The sequence below is a fragment of the Agrococcus sp. ARC_14 genome (assembly GCF_022436485.1).
GTDB lineage: Bacteria > Actinomycetota > Actinomycetes > Actinomycetales > Microbacteriaceae > Agrococcus.
In genome coordinates, this window is the sequence record NZ_JAKUDO010000001.1 from 1,815,974 (window position 1) to 1,828,832 (window position 12,859).

Here is a 12,859-nt window from a genome sequence, read left to right on the forward strand (position 1 = left end):
GCCGCGCGCAACTTATGACAGATCTCGACAGAAGTGGTCGCGGTGTGCAACAGTGAGCGCGTGGACGACGATGTCATGACACCTCCGGCAGTGAACCGCGAGGTCGTGCTGCGCGCACGCGGCATCGTGCAGTCGTTCCTGGGCACGCAGGTGCTGCACGGCGTGGACCTCGAGCTGCGTCGCGGTGAGGTGCACGGACTCGTCGGCGAGAACGGTGCCGGCAAGTCGACGCTCATGAAGATCCTCGCCGGCGTGCACCAGCCGGACGAGGGCACGCTCGAGCTCGACGGTCGCAGCGTGTCGTTCTCCTCACCGCTGCACGCCCAGCGGGCCGGCATCGCAACCGTGTACCAGGAGTTCACGCTGCTGGTGGATCGCACGATCGCCGAGAACATCTGGCTCGGGCGCGAGCCGCGCCGGGGCCCGTTCGTCGACCGCGCGCGCATGCTGCGCGAGACGCGCGAGCTGCTCGCCGCCATCGGTGTGCCGGGGCTCGACCCCGCCCTGCCCGTGCGCCAGCTCTCAGTCGCGGAGCAGCAGGTGGTGGAGATCGCGAAGGCGGTGAGCCTCGACGCACGGGTGATCTCGATGGATGAGCCGACCGCAGCGCTCGCCGATCACGAGGTCGCGCTGCTCACCCGCATCATCGGCGAGCTGACCGCTCGCGGCATCGCGATCCTGTACGTCTCGCACCGCCTGCGCGAGATCTTCGATCTCTGCACCACCGTCACGGTGCTCAAGGACGGGGCGCTGGTCGGCAGCTGGCCGACGGCCGATCTCGATGAGCGCACGCTGGTGCGCCGCATGGTCGGCCGGGAGCTCTCGGCATTGTTCCCCCATCGGGTGGCAGGCACCGAGCCGGGCGAGCCGCTGCTCGAGCTCGAGGGCGCAGGCAACGACTTCGTCGACGACGTCTCCCTCACGGTGCGCGCGGGCGAGATCGTGGGCATCGCGGGCCTGCAGGGAGCAGGCAGGACCGAGCTGCTGCACGGCATCTTCGGCGCCGACCCGTTCACGCGCGGCACGATGCGCGTCGATGCTCGAGCACTCCGCACACGGTCGCCGCGCCAGGCGGTGCGTGCGGGGCTCGCGCTCATCACCGAGGATCGCAAGACGCAGGGCCTCTCGCTCAATCTCACCGTGCTGCAGAACGCCCTCGGCGTGGTGCGGGCGGTCTTCCCCTCGCGCACCGCTGCGGCGCGCAGCGCCATGCCCAGCGCGCTCGCAGAGCTCGAGCTCGTCGCGCGCGGACTCGACCAGGAGGTGCAGTTCCTCTCTGGCGGCAACCAGCAGAAGGTCGTGCTCGCCAGGTGGCTCGCCGTGGCGCCGCGCGTCGTGCTGCTCGACGAGCCCACCCGGGGCATCGACGTGGGCGCGAAGCACGGGGTGTACGAGGTGATGCGCCGACTCGCTGCCTCCGGGGTCGCCATCCTGATGGTCTCGAGCGAGCTGCCGGAGGTGCTCGGCATGAGCGATCGCATCGTGGTGATGCGCGACGGCCAGCTGGTGGGCGAGCTGCCGAGCGCGTCGACCGAAGAGGACGTGCTGGCGCTGGCGACCGGCGCAGATGAGGGGGTCGCGGCATGAGCACCGTCACCGGCACACGACCTGTCCGCAGAGCGCGGATCTCGACCACCGCGATCGTCTTCATCGTGCTCGTCGGCGTGATCGCGCTCAGCGCGCTGCTCGTCACGGCGGCGGGCAAGTCGTTCTTCACCGTCAGCACCCTCACGAGCGTGCTGACCCTCATGTCGATCCTGGGCTTCGTGGCCATCGGGCAGACGCTCGTGATCATCGCTGGCAGCCTCGATCTGTCTGTGCCGTACGTGGTGAGCACGGCATCCATCGTCGGCGCCGGGATCATGGCGCAGGGCGCCGCCTGGATCGTGCCCGGCGTGGTCGTCGCGCTGCTGGTCTGCGCCGCGATCGGCGCCGCGAACGGGCTCATCGTCACGAAGCTGCGAGTGCACGGCTTCATCGCCACGCTCGGCGTCGGCCTCATCATCTCGGGATGGCTCGGGACGAGCTTCCAGGGCTCGTTCGGCTCGGCGCCGGCGGAGTTCCGGCTGATCGGCGCCACGCTCATCGCGGGCGTGCCGCTGTCGACCATCATCATGGTGGTGTGCGCTGGACTCGTGGCACTGCTGCTGCACCGCACGCGGCTCGGCCATCACATCTACGCCGTCGGCGGCAACGCGCACGTCGCCCGACTCTCGGGCGTGCGCACCCAGGTGCCCGTGGTGCTCGCGCACATCCTCTGCTCGATGCTCGCCGGGCTCGCGGGACTGCTGCTGCTCGCGCGCACCTCGGTCGGCAGCCCCACCATCGGTTCGCAGGGCGGCTACGACCTGATGTCCATCGCGGCAGTGGTGCTGGGCGGCACGCTGCTCGCGGGCGGCTCCGGCGGCGTGCTCGGCACCGTCGGCGGCGTGGCGATCTTCGCGGTCCTCGACCACGTCATGGGCGTGCTCGAGGTCAACCCCTTCTTCAAGGACTTCGTGCGAGGCGCCGTGATCATCATCGCCGTGGCGCTCTACGCCTGGCGCAGCGTGCAGCGTCGACCACCGCGGTTCCAAGGAAAGGGGGCAAGCGCATGACCGCCGTCGCCCAGCGCTCGCGGCCGCAGCGCTTCCTCGCAGCCCTGGCCACCCCCGGTGGTGCCGTGTTCGTGCTGCTCGTGGTGCTGCTCATCGTCGCCTCGCTCTCCAACCCGCGCTTCGCGGAGCCCGACCAGCTCGTGCGCTTCCTCGCCCGCACCGCGCCCATCGCGATCGCAGCCATCGGCCAGTTCTTCGTCATCGTCTCGGGCGAGTTCGACCTCTCGATGGGCGCGGTGATCGCGGCGCAGGTCGTGATCGCGGGCAACGTCATCGGTCAGGACGAGGCGATGATCCTGCCGGGCATCGCCCTCATGCTGCTCGTCGGCGTCGTCGTCGGGCTCGTCAACGGACTCCTCACGACGCTCGCGAAGGTGCCCAGCTTCATCGTCACGCTCGGCACGATGCTGGCGCTCTACGGGTTCGTGCGCTTCCTCACGGGCGGCGCCGCGACCGGAAACCCGATCGACAGCTTCCGCGAGATCGGTCGCGGCGCGCTCTTCGACGTGCTGCCCTACCCCGTGATCATCCTCGTCGTGGTCGCGGTCGGAGCGTGGCTGCTCATGCGTGCTCCGTTCGGCCACACGCTGCTCGCGGTCGGCGACAACCCGGTTGCCGCGCGGCTCTCCGGGACGCCCACGACGCGCGTGAAGCTGACGGCCTTCGTGCTCTCGTCGCTGGCCGCCACCGTCGCGGGCATCCTGCTCGTCGGCTACGCCGGCGTGCACCCGAGCGTCGGCGCCGGCTATGAGTTCCAGGCGATCACCGCAGTCGTGCTCGGCGGCGCCGTGCTCGGCGGCGGCCGCGGATGGGTGCTCTCAGCCGCAGCCGGCGCGATCGCGCTCGAGATGCTGTTCACGGTGCTCAACCAGGTCGGCATCGAGTCCACCTGGCGGCCGAGCGTGCAGGGCATCATCATCATCCTCGCCGTGGCCTTCGGCGCCGTCGCATGGCGCACGGCCCGACGACCCGCATCCGGCACCCCGGCCGTCGCAGCCGACGCCGACCCAGACCCGATTCCCACACCATCCCGAACACCAGGAGAAGCATGATGCGCAAGCACAGGAAGGGCCTCATCGTCGTGGCCCTCGGCGCCGCGATGACCCTCGCGGCCTGCAGCACAGACGGGAGCGTCGATCCCTCGGCGGCTCCCGAGGCCAGCACCGAAGCGCCGGCCGAGACCACCGATTCAGGAGGGGAGTGGTTCGACCAGGCCGTCTTCGACGAGCAGTTCGAGCAGCGCTCCGCCACCTTCGAGGGCGATCCGGCCACCCCGTGGCTGCAGTACATCGACGGGCCGATGACGGACACCGCCGAATGGCAGACGGACGAGCCGATGCGCGCGTGCTTCGCGAACGCGTCGATCTCGAACCCCTGGCGCCAGACCGGCTTCATCACGATGCAGGAACAGCTCGCCGTGCTGCAGGACGAGGGCGTCATCGAGTCGATGGAGGTGCGTGACGCCGGCGACGACGACAACACCCAGATCGCCGACATCGACTACTTCATCAGCCAGGGCGACTGCGACATCTTCATCATCTCGCCCAACTCGACGGCAGCGCTGACGCCGGCCGTCGAGCGCGCATGTGAGACCGGCCGCCCCGTGATCGTGTTCGACCGCGGCGTCGACACCGATTGCGCGACGACCTTCATCCACCCCATCGGGGGCTACGCGTGGGGCATCGACACCGCTGAGTTCCTCATCGAGAACCTCGAGGAGGGCGACACGGTCGTCGCGCTCCGCATCCTCCCGGGCGTCGACGTCCTCGAGCACCGCTGGGCAGCCGCCGAGCAGCTGCTGACGGAGGCGGGGATCACCGTCGAGGACTACTTCACCGGTGCAGATCCGACCGAGATCAAGAGCATCATCTCCGATGCCCTCTCGCGCGGTGACGTGCAGGGTGTGTGGATGGATGCTGGTGACGGCGCCGTCGCCGCCATCGAGGCCTTCGAGGACGCCGGCGCCGACCTCCCCGTCATGACGGGCGAGGACGAGATGAGCTTCCTGCGTGCATGGCAGGAGCGCGACATGACGGCGCTCGCACCCGCGTACTCGAACTTCCAGTGGCGCACGCCGCTGCTGGCGGCCGAGATGATCGCGAACGGCGAGCCCGTGCCGACCGAGTGGGTGCTGCCGCAGACCCCGCTCGACGCGGAGGCGCGCGACGAGGCGATCGCGGCGAACGAGGGGATGCCTGACGGGCACTACGCGCTGTTCGGCGGCGCCGACCTGCCCAGCTACCCCGGTCCCTGGCAGGACCGCTAGCACTGACCGGCCGGCCGTGGCGCGCTGCGCTGCGGCCGGCCATCACCACGACCCGACGCTGAACGGAGGAACGATGCGCCAGATCGGCATCAACACCTGGGTGTGGCAGTCGCCGCTGCGCGACGCGATCGCGCCGACGATGCTGGCGCACGTCGCCGGACTCGGCTTCGACCTCGTCGAGCTGCCGCTCGAGCGGGAGGGCGATCTCAGCGCCGCGGCGGTGCGCCCGCTGCTCGAGGCGAACGGGCTCGCCGCGACCGTCGTGGGTGCGATGGGTCCGGGCCGCGCGCTGGTCGCGACCGATGATGAGACCGTGGCTGCGACCCAGCGCTATCTGCGCGCGTGCATCGACTTCGCAGCGGATGTCGGAGCCCCGAGCGTCTGCGGACCCTTCACTGCCGAGACCGGGCGCACCTGGCGCATGGACGCCGGCGAGCGCACCACGATCGTCGCGCAGCTGCGGGAGCGCCTGGCGCCGGTGGTCGAGCACGCGGCCGAGCGCGGCGTCGCCTTGGGGCTCGAACCTCTCAACCGCTACGAGACCTCGATCATCTGCACCGTCGAGCAGGCGCTCGACGCCCTGGAACCATTGCTGGGCGACCACCTCGGCCTCGCCCTCGACACCTACCACCTCGGCATCGAGGAGCGATCGAGCGCAGCTGCCATCCGAGCAGCGGGGGATGCGCTCGTGCACGTGCAGGTGTGCGGCAACGACCGCGGCGCGCCCGGCGGCGACCAGACCGACTGGGCGGGCATCCGTGCCGCGCTCGACGCGGTCGACTACCGCGGCCCGCTCGTGATCGAGAGCTTCACCGCCGACAATGCCGCGATCGCGGTCGCCGCATCGATCTGGCGGCCGCTGGCCACCACCCAGGACGACCTGGCGCGAGACGGCCTTGCATTCCTCCGCCAGCTGGAGCGCGCATGAGCGCGCCGCTCGGCGTCGCCGTGCTCGGCACGGCATTCATGGGCAAGGCGCACTCTGCGGCATGGCGCAACGTCGGCGCGATGTTCCCGGATGCGCCTGCCACGGCCATGCGCGTGCTGTGCGGGTCCGATCCCGAGCGCACCGCCGCATCCGCCCGGATCCTCGGCTGGCAGGAGGCCGCCACCGACTGGCGTGAGGTCGTGACGCGCGATGACGTGCAGATCGTCGACATCTGCACCCCCGGGCACCTGCACGCCGAGATGGCGACGGCCGCGCTGGCAGCCGGCAAGCACGTGCTGGTCGAGAAGCCGCTGGCCACGAGCCTGGCAGAGGCCGAGCGCATGGCCGCAGCAGCGCAGCGGGCGGCGGGAGCCTCGATGCTGGGCTTCAACTACCGGCGCGTGCCGGCGCTCGCGCTCGCGCGCCAGCTCGTGCACGAGGGCCGGATCGGGCGGGTGCGCACCGTCCGCGCCGCCTACCTGCAGGACTGGCTCGTGGATCCGGAGGCGCCGATGACGTGGCGGCTGCGCGCCGAGACAGCGGGCAACGGCGCGCTGGGCGACCTCGGCTCGCACGTCGTCGACCAGATCCTGGCCATCACCGGCCAGCACGTCACCGGCGCGCGAGGCGCGCTGCGCACCTTCCAGCAGCAGCGTCCCGGGCCGGACGGGCCCGAGCAGGTCACGGTCGACGACGCCGCCTGGGCGCAGCTCGAGCTGGATGGTGGCACCGTCGCATCGCTCGAGGTGTCTCGAGTCGCGACCGGCAGCAAGAACGCCCTCACCATCGAGGTGCACGGCAGCGACGGCGCCCTCTCGTTCGACCTCGAGCGGCTCAACGAGCTGGTCGTGACCGAGGGGCGCGCGGGCTGGCCAGCGCGGGTGCTCGTGACCGAGCCGACGCATCCAGACCTCGAGGCCTGGTGGCCGCCGGGCCACGTGCTGGGCTGGGACTCGACCTTCGTCATGCAGGCGGCAGCGCTGCTGCGCAGCATCGCGGCAGGGCAGGCCCCCGAGCCGTCGTTCGCTGACGGCCTTGCGGTGCAGCGGGTGCTGGACGCGATCGAGCGCAGCGACGCGGCGCAGGGTGCGATGATGCCGCTCGGGGACGCCCGATGATCGAGATGAGGATGCCATGACCCGCCCGTTCACGCTGTTCACCGGCCAGTGGGCCGATCTGCCCTTCGAGGAGGTCGCGCGCCTGGCAGCATCCTGGGGCTACGACGGGTTGGAGATCGCCTGCTCCGGCGACCATCTCGACGCCGCGCGATGGGACGACGACGCATACGTCGCGTCGCGCAAGGAGATCCTCGACCGGCATGGCCTGGGGGTCTGGGCGATCTCGAACCACCTGCACGGACAGGCGGTGTGCGACGACCCGATCGACTTCCGGCACGAGGCGATCGTGCATCCGCGGGTCTGGGGTGACGGCGACCCGGAGGGCGTGCGTCAGCGGGCTGCTGCAGAGCTGATGGACACCGCGCGCATGGCGCGGGCGCTCGGCGTCGACACGGTCGTCGGCTTCACCGGCTCCTCGATCTGGCCGTACGTGGCACAGTTCCCACCGGTTCCCGACAGCGTGATCGACGCGGGCTACCGCGACTTCGCCGACCGCTGGCACCCCATCCTCGACGTCTTCGAGGAGCACGGGGTGCGGTTCGCGCACGAGGTGCACCCGAGCGAGATCGCCTACGACCACTGGTCGACCGTGCGCACGCTCGAGGCGATCGGCCACCGCGAGTCCTTCGGGCTGAACTGGGACCCGAGCCACATGGTGTGGCAGGGCATCGACCCGGTGGGCTTCCTGTCGGACTTCGCCGAGCGGATCTACCACGTCGACTGCAAGGACACGCGGATGCGCATGGGCGACGGCCGCAACGGCATCCTGTCCTCGCACCTGCCGTGGGGGCATCCGCGCCGCGGTTGGGACTTCGTCTCAGCGGGCCGCGGCGATGTCGCGTGGGGCGACGCGTTCCGCACGCTCACCGCGATCGGCTACTCGGGCCCGATCTCGATCGAGTGGGAGGATGCGGGCATGGATCGTCTGCAGGGAGCACCCGAGGCGCTCGAAGCACTGCGGCGCCACGAGTTCGAACCCTCCACCGCGCGCTTCGACGCGGCATTCTCGGCCGACCGCGACTGAGCCCGCGCCGGCTCAGCCTGCGGCCGCCACGACCTCGAGCCAGGAGCGCTTCGTGGCGAGCTCTGCCTCGAGCTCGGCCTTGCGCTTCGCGTCCTGCTCGGCGGCAAGCTCTGCCTCGAGCTTCTCGATGGCGTCCTCGAGCTGACCGGCGAGGCCCTCGGAGCGCGCCTTGCGCTCCGGGTTGTGGCTCTTCCAATGCTGCTCGTCGAGCTCGCGCACATGCGTCTCGATCGTGCGCATGCGATCCTCGACCTCGCGCAGCGACTCGCGCGGCACGCGGCCGATCTCGTCCCAGCGCTGCTGAATGCTGATGAGCGCGTCACGGGCGGCGGTGCGCTCGGTGATCTTCAGGATCGGGGCAGCCTCGTCGAGCAGGGCGCGCTTCGCGACCAGGTTCTCGGCGTACTCCTCGTTGTCGACCGCAGCCTGCTCGGCTTTGGCGGCGAACAGCACGTCGCCCGCCTCCTTGAACTGGGCCCAGAGCGCGTCGTCGATCTTGCGACCTGCGCGGCCGGCAGCCTTCCACTGGTCGAGCAGCGCGCGGTAGGCGGTGATGCCGTCGACGCCCTTGGGCGCGAGCGCCTGGGCCTGCTCGACGAGCGCCTGCTTGCGAGCACGCACATCCTTGTGCGAGGCGTCGAGCTCTGCGAAGAACTTGCGGCGCGCGGTCTCGAGGGTGCTGCGGGCGTCGCGGAACCGCTTCCAGAGCGTGTCGGCCTGGCTCTTCGACAGGCGCGGGCCGTCCTTCTGCAGGCGCTGCCAGTCGGCGAAGAGCAGATCGACCTTCTGCATGGTCTGCTTCCACTGCACGTCGGCGAGATCGCCGAGCGCCAGCTGCTCCATCGACTCGACGACCACGGTGCGCTCGGCGAGCGCGGCCTCGACCTCTGCCTTGCTCGCTGCCTGCTGCTTCGCCTCGAGCTGGCCGAGCTCGCCACGCAGGGCGTCGAGCCGGGAGAGCAGTGAGGGGATGTCGCCGACGGCGCTGGCCGTGAGGACGTTGTCGTGCAGATGGTTCGCGGCCTTCGCGACGTCCTTGGCGTTGGCGCCGCCGCGGATGCGCTGCTCGAGCAGGCGGACCTGGCCCTCGAGCTCGGCGAACTTGCGCTCGAAGTAGGCGAGCGCCTCCTCGGGCGTCGCGTCGGGGAACTGTCCGACGACGCGCCAGGCGTCACCCTCCTGGACAGCGACCGTGCCCGCGGAGTCGACGCGGCCGACGCCGCGCTCGATGACGTGCTCGCCCATCGTGGGCCCGGTGGGAGCTGCGGCCTCGGCTGCGGGCGCCTCAACGGCGGGCTCTTCCGCGTCCGTCTTCTCGACGGCGGCGGTCTCCTCGGCGGCAGGCTCCTCGGCGACAGCGGCCGGTGCCTCGTCGGCGGGGGCGCTGGGCGCGACGGCGGGCTCAGCGACCTCGGTGGCCTCCGGCTGCACCTCGGTCGGGGCCTGAGCGGCTTCTGGCGCGACGGCCTCAGCAGACTGCTGCTGCGTGTCGGAGTCGGTGGGCTGGGTGTGCTCGGGCATGACGGAGTCTCTCGTACGAGGGAACGGGCGGGATGAGCCTATCGCGGTGGAGCCGGGGCGCCGCGACTCGTGATGGTCACTGCAACACGAAGTCCTCGATCGTCACGGGCTCTGCGGGTGCGCCGTCCTGCGCGCCGTCCGCCGTCCCGTTGGCGATCACCTGCTCCTGCAGCTGGTCGAGGCCCTCGGTGACCTGGCCGATGACGGTGTAGCCGCCGGCGGAGTCTGCGGGGATGGTGGTGTCGCCGTAGACGATGAAGAACTGGTGGCCGTTCGAGTCGGCGTTGTTGCCCTGTCGTGCCATCGCGATGGTGCCCTCTGGATAGACGTCGTCCGCCGGGGCGTTCTCGATCGGGCCGTACATGTAGGACGGGTCACCGCTGCCGGCGCCGTCGGCCGAGCCGCACTGCAGCACGCTGAAGCCCTCCGCCGTGGTGAGGCGGTGGCACGTCTTGCCGTCGTAGTAGTCGCGCTGCGTGTCGAACAACACGGAGGAGACGGCCTGCGGCGCTGCCGCGCCGTCGAGCTCGACGCCGAGCTCGACGCCGTTGACCGTCATCGTGCCGGTCCAGCTGCGCTCCTCGGCCAGCGTGGGCTCCGGCACCTCTGACGCCGGGGCCTCGGTCTCGCTCGCGGTGGGCGGTGCGGTCTCCTCGGCGGCGGGAGGCGTGGGCTGGAGCATCGCGACGAGGCCGATGCCGCCGAGCAGCACGACTCCGGCGAGCACGCTGCCCACGATGGAGTCTCGGGTCTGCCTGCGCTGCCTGCGCTCGTGCACGGTCTGCCGCGCCCGGTAGTCGCGGACGCGCCGCTCCTGCTCCTGCTTCGTGACCACGTGCTCTCCTCGCATGCCCGCCGCGCATCCGCGCGACCGCCGTTCAGGCTACCGGCTCGCGCGCTCCTGGCCGGTCAACGGGTGGGGCGCGTCAGTCGTCGCACCTAGCATGGAGGCATGGCCAGGGGGACGACAGCGCCGCTCGCCGTGCGCATGCGCCCGACGAGCCTGGACGACGTCGTCGGTCAGCGGCACCTGCTCGGGCCTGGCTCGCCGCTCCGCAGGCTCGCGGCGCCCAGCGAAGGCGTGAGCGGGCAGAGCGTCATCCTGTGGGGCCCTCCCGGCACCGGCAAGACGACGCTCGCGCAGTCGATCGCCCACACCTCCGACCGCCGCTTCGTCGAGCTGAGCGCCGTCACTGCCGGCGTGAAGGACGTGCGGCAGGTGATGGAGGACTCGCTCAATCAGCGCGACCTCTTCGGTCAGTCGACCGTGCTCTTCCTCGACGAGATCCACCGCTTCTCCAAGGCGCAGCAGGATGCGCTGCTGCCCGGCGTCGAGCAGGGCTGGGTGACGCTGATCGCCGCGACCACCGAGAACCCCTCGTTCAGCATCATCAGCCCGCTGCTGTCGCGCTCGCTGCTGCTCACGCTCGAGCCGCTCGACGACACCGACATCGCCGAGCTCGTCGATCGGGCGATCGCCGATCCGCGCGGCTTCGGCGCCGGCATCGTGCTCGACGATGAGGCGAGGGCGCAGCTCATCCGCATGTCCTCCGGCGACGCCCGGCGTGCGCTCACCGCGCTCGAGGCCGCGGGCGCGCACGCGCTCGAGGCGGCAGCGCTCGAGCAGGGGCAGGATCCGGGGGCGGATGCGCCGGCGACGGTCACGGCGGAGGCGCTGGCGAGCGCGGTCGACCGGGCGCTGCTGCGCTACGACAGGCAGGGCGACGAGCACTACGACGTCATCTCCGCCTTCATCAAGTCGGTGCGCGGCTCCGACCCCGACGCCTCGCTGCACTACCTCGCGCGCATGATCGAGGCGGGGGAGGACCCGCGCTTCATCGCCCGCCGCATCATCGTGCTCGCGAGCGAAGACATCGGGATGGCCGACCCCCAGGGCCTCGTGATCGCCACCGCCGCCGCGACGGCCGTGCAGATGATCGGCATGCCGGAGGGGCGCATCCCGCTCGCAGAGGCGACCGTCTACCTCGCGACCGCACCGAAGTCGAACCGCTCCTACAAGGGGATCGACGCGGCGATCGCCGACGTGCGCGCCGGTGACTTCGGGCGCGTGCCGACCCACTTGCGCGACGCCCATTACCCGGGGGCGAAGCGCCTCGGGCACGGGAAGGGCTACCGCTACGCCCACGACGCCCCGCACGGCGTCGCCACGCAGCAGTACCTGCCGGACCCGCTCGTCGGCCGGCGCTATTACGAGGCCGGCGCTCACGGCTTCGAGCGCGACGTCGCTGCTCGCCTGGAGCGCATCCGGAAGATCCTGTCGGCGGAGTCCTGACGGAGCCCAGGCCCAGCGCGTCCATCTGCTAGTCTTGACGACGGCCCACCGGGCGGCAGCATGCCACGGCAGCTTCCCCCAGGGCCCGCAACCCTCCTTAAGTCTCGGCGCTCGGCCGGGACAGCCGCTCACGCGGCAGCGACTCAGCGAAGGAAGTCATGTCCACGAAGTCCCGTTCCCGTTCGAAGGTGCGCCTCTCGCGCGCCCTCGGCGTCGCCCTCACCCCGAAGGCGGCCCGTTACCTCGAGAAGCGTCCCTATGGCCCCGGCCAGCACGGTCGCACCAAGCGCAAGGCCGACAGCGACTACGCCGTCCGTCTGCGCGAGAAGCAGCGCCTCCGGGCCCAGTACGGCATCCGCGAGGCACAGCTGCGCATCGTCTTCAACGAGGCGCGCCGCCAGTACGGCCTGACCGGTGAGAACCTGGTCGAGCTGCTCGAGATGCGTCTCGACGCGCTCGTGCTGCGTGCAGGCTTCGCCCGCACCACCTCGCAGGCTCGCCAGCTCGTCGTGCACCGCCACATCATGGTCGACGGCCAGCGCGTCGACCGCCCGTCCTTCCGCGTGAAGGAGGGCCAGCTCATCCACGTCCACGAGCGCAGCGAGGGCATGGAGCCCTTCCAGGTCGCAGCCGCCGGCGGCCACGCCTCGGTGCTGTCGCCGGTGCCGCCGTACCTCGACGTGCAGCTCGACCGCCTGCAGGCGCGCCTCGTGCGCCGCCCCAAGCGCGCAGAGGTGCCCGTCGTCGCCGACGTGCAGCTCGTCGTCGAGTACTACGCAGCTCGCTGATCCAGCGCGTGTGAGGAGGGGTCGCCAGGTGGCGGCCCCTCTTCGTCGTTAGACTGGGCAACCGCCCCGCCACCGATCCGGCGTGGGGCAAGTGAGACACGAGGGGGATCCGCTGTGAAGAAGCTCCTGTTCCTGGCCGTCGGCGTCGTCATCGGCGTCTTCGCCGCCCGCCGCATCGAGCAGACCGAGAAGGGCAAGGCGCTGCTCGACAACGTCGACGAGCGCTCGCGCGAGTTCACGGATGCCGTCAAGGACGGCTACCAGGCTCGCGACCGCGAGCTGCGAGGCGAGTGACGACACCCGACTCGAGCCCGGGCGCGCTGC

General features: G+C 71.0%; 12 protein-coding genes. 10 read left to right on the plus strand and 2 right to left on the minus strand.

What is annotated here, in order from left to right; all coding sequences use genetic code 11:
* Nucleotides 1-75 precede the first annotated feature (75 nt).
* From MKD51_RS08950 to MKD51_RS08980, 7 genes are all read left to right on the plus strand, one after another.
* Nucleotides 76-1,587, plus strand: coding sequence for a sugar ABC transporter ATP-binding protein (locus MKD51_RS08950; protein WP_240239963.1), 1,512 nt, complete (start codon nt 76-78; stop codon nt 1,585-1,587).
* A complete protein-coding gene (locus MKD51_RS08955; RefSeq protein ID WP_240239964.1) occupies nt 1,584-2,597 on the plus strand; it encodes an ABC transporter permease in 1,014 nt (337 codons plus the stop codon). Before MKD51_RS08950 ends, MKD51_RS08955 begins: the two co-directional genes overlap by 4 nt.
* Entirely contained in the window at nt 2,594-3,649 is a 1,056-nt protein-coding gene (locus tag MKD51_RS08960; protein ID WP_240239965.1) for an ABC transporter permease, read from the plus strand. The genes MKD51_RS08955 and MKD51_RS08960 overlap by 4 nt, the downstream gene beginning before the upstream one ends.
* Nucleotides 3,646-4,863: a substrate-binding domain-containing protein gene (locus MKD51_RS08965; protein ID WP_240239966.1), complete on the plus strand. Its 1,218-nt coding sequence runs from the start codon at nt 3,646-3,648 to the stop codon at nt 4,861-4,863. The genes MKD51_RS08960 and MKD51_RS08965 overlap by 4 nt, the downstream gene beginning before the upstream one ends.
* Nucleotides 4,864-4,936: 73 nt before the next feature.
* Nucleotides 4,937-5,791, plus strand: coding sequence for a sugar phosphate isomerase/epimerase family protein (locus MKD51_RS08970; protein WP_240239967.1), 855 nt, complete (start codon nt 4,937-4,939; stop codon nt 5,789-5,791).
* Entirely contained in the window at nt 5,788-6,909 is a 1,122-nt protein-coding gene (locus MKD51_RS08975) for a Gfo/Idh/MocA family oxidoreductase (RefSeq protein WP_240239968.1), read from the plus strand. The genes MKD51_RS08970 and MKD51_RS08975 overlap by 4 nt, the downstream gene beginning before the upstream one ends.
* A 16-nt stretch (nt 6,910-6,925) precedes the next feature.
* On the plus strand, nt 6,926-7,933 hold the full coding sequence (locus MKD51_RS08980) for a sugar phosphate isomerase/epimerase (RefSeq protein ID WP_240239969.1): 1,008 nt from the start codon (nt 6,926-6,928) through the stop codon (nt 7,931-7,933).
* Between the two features lie 12 nt (nt 7,934-7,945).
* Here MKD51_RS08980 and MKD51_RS08985 read toward each other — a convergent pair whose 3' ends face one another.
* Both MKD51_RS08985 and MKD51_RS08990 read right to left on the minus strand, forming a co-directional pair.
* Nucleotides 7,946-9,454, minus strand: a complete 1,509-nt coding sequence (locus MKD51_RS08985; protein WP_346986704.1) for a DUF349 domain-containing protein — start codon at nt 9,452-9,454, stop codon at nt 7,946-7,948.
* Nucleotides 9,455-9,530: 76 nt separating this feature from the next.
* A complete protein-coding gene (locus tag MKD51_RS08990; protein ID WP_240239970.1) occupies nt 9,531-10,289 on the minus strand; it encodes a peptidylprolyl isomerase in 759 nt (252 codons plus the stop codon).
* Between the two features lie 117 nt (nt 10,290-10,406).
* On the opposite strand from MKD51_RS08990, the gene MKD51_RS08995 reads away from it, so the two are divergent.
* The 3 genes from MKD51_RS08995 to MKD51_RS09005 all read left to right on the plus strand — a co-directional run bounded on the left by MKD51_RS08995 (nt 10,407) and on the right by MKD51_RS09005 (nt 12,829).
* Nucleotides 10,407-11,747 carry a replication-associated recombination protein A gene (locus MKD51_RS08995; protein ID WP_240239971.1) on the plus strand — a complete coding sequence of 447 codons (1,341 nt, stop codon included), beginning with the start codon at nt 10,407-10,409 and terminating at the stop codon, nt 11,745-11,747.
* Nucleotides 11,748-11,905: 158 nt separating this feature from the next.
* Complete coding sequence (rpsD, locus tag MKD51_RS09000; RefSeq protein ID WP_240239972.1) at nt 11,906-12,535, plus strand: 30S ribosomal protein S4; 630 nt, start codon at nt 11,906-11,908, stop codon at nt 12,533-12,535.
* A 114-nt stretch (nt 12,536-12,649) separates the two neighbouring features.
* Nucleotides 12,650-12,829, plus strand: coding sequence for a hypothetical protein (locus MKD51_RS09005; protein WP_240239973.1), 180 nt, complete (start codon nt 12,650-12,652; stop codon nt 12,827-12,829).
* Nucleotides 12,830-12,859: the final 30 nt, after the last annotated feature.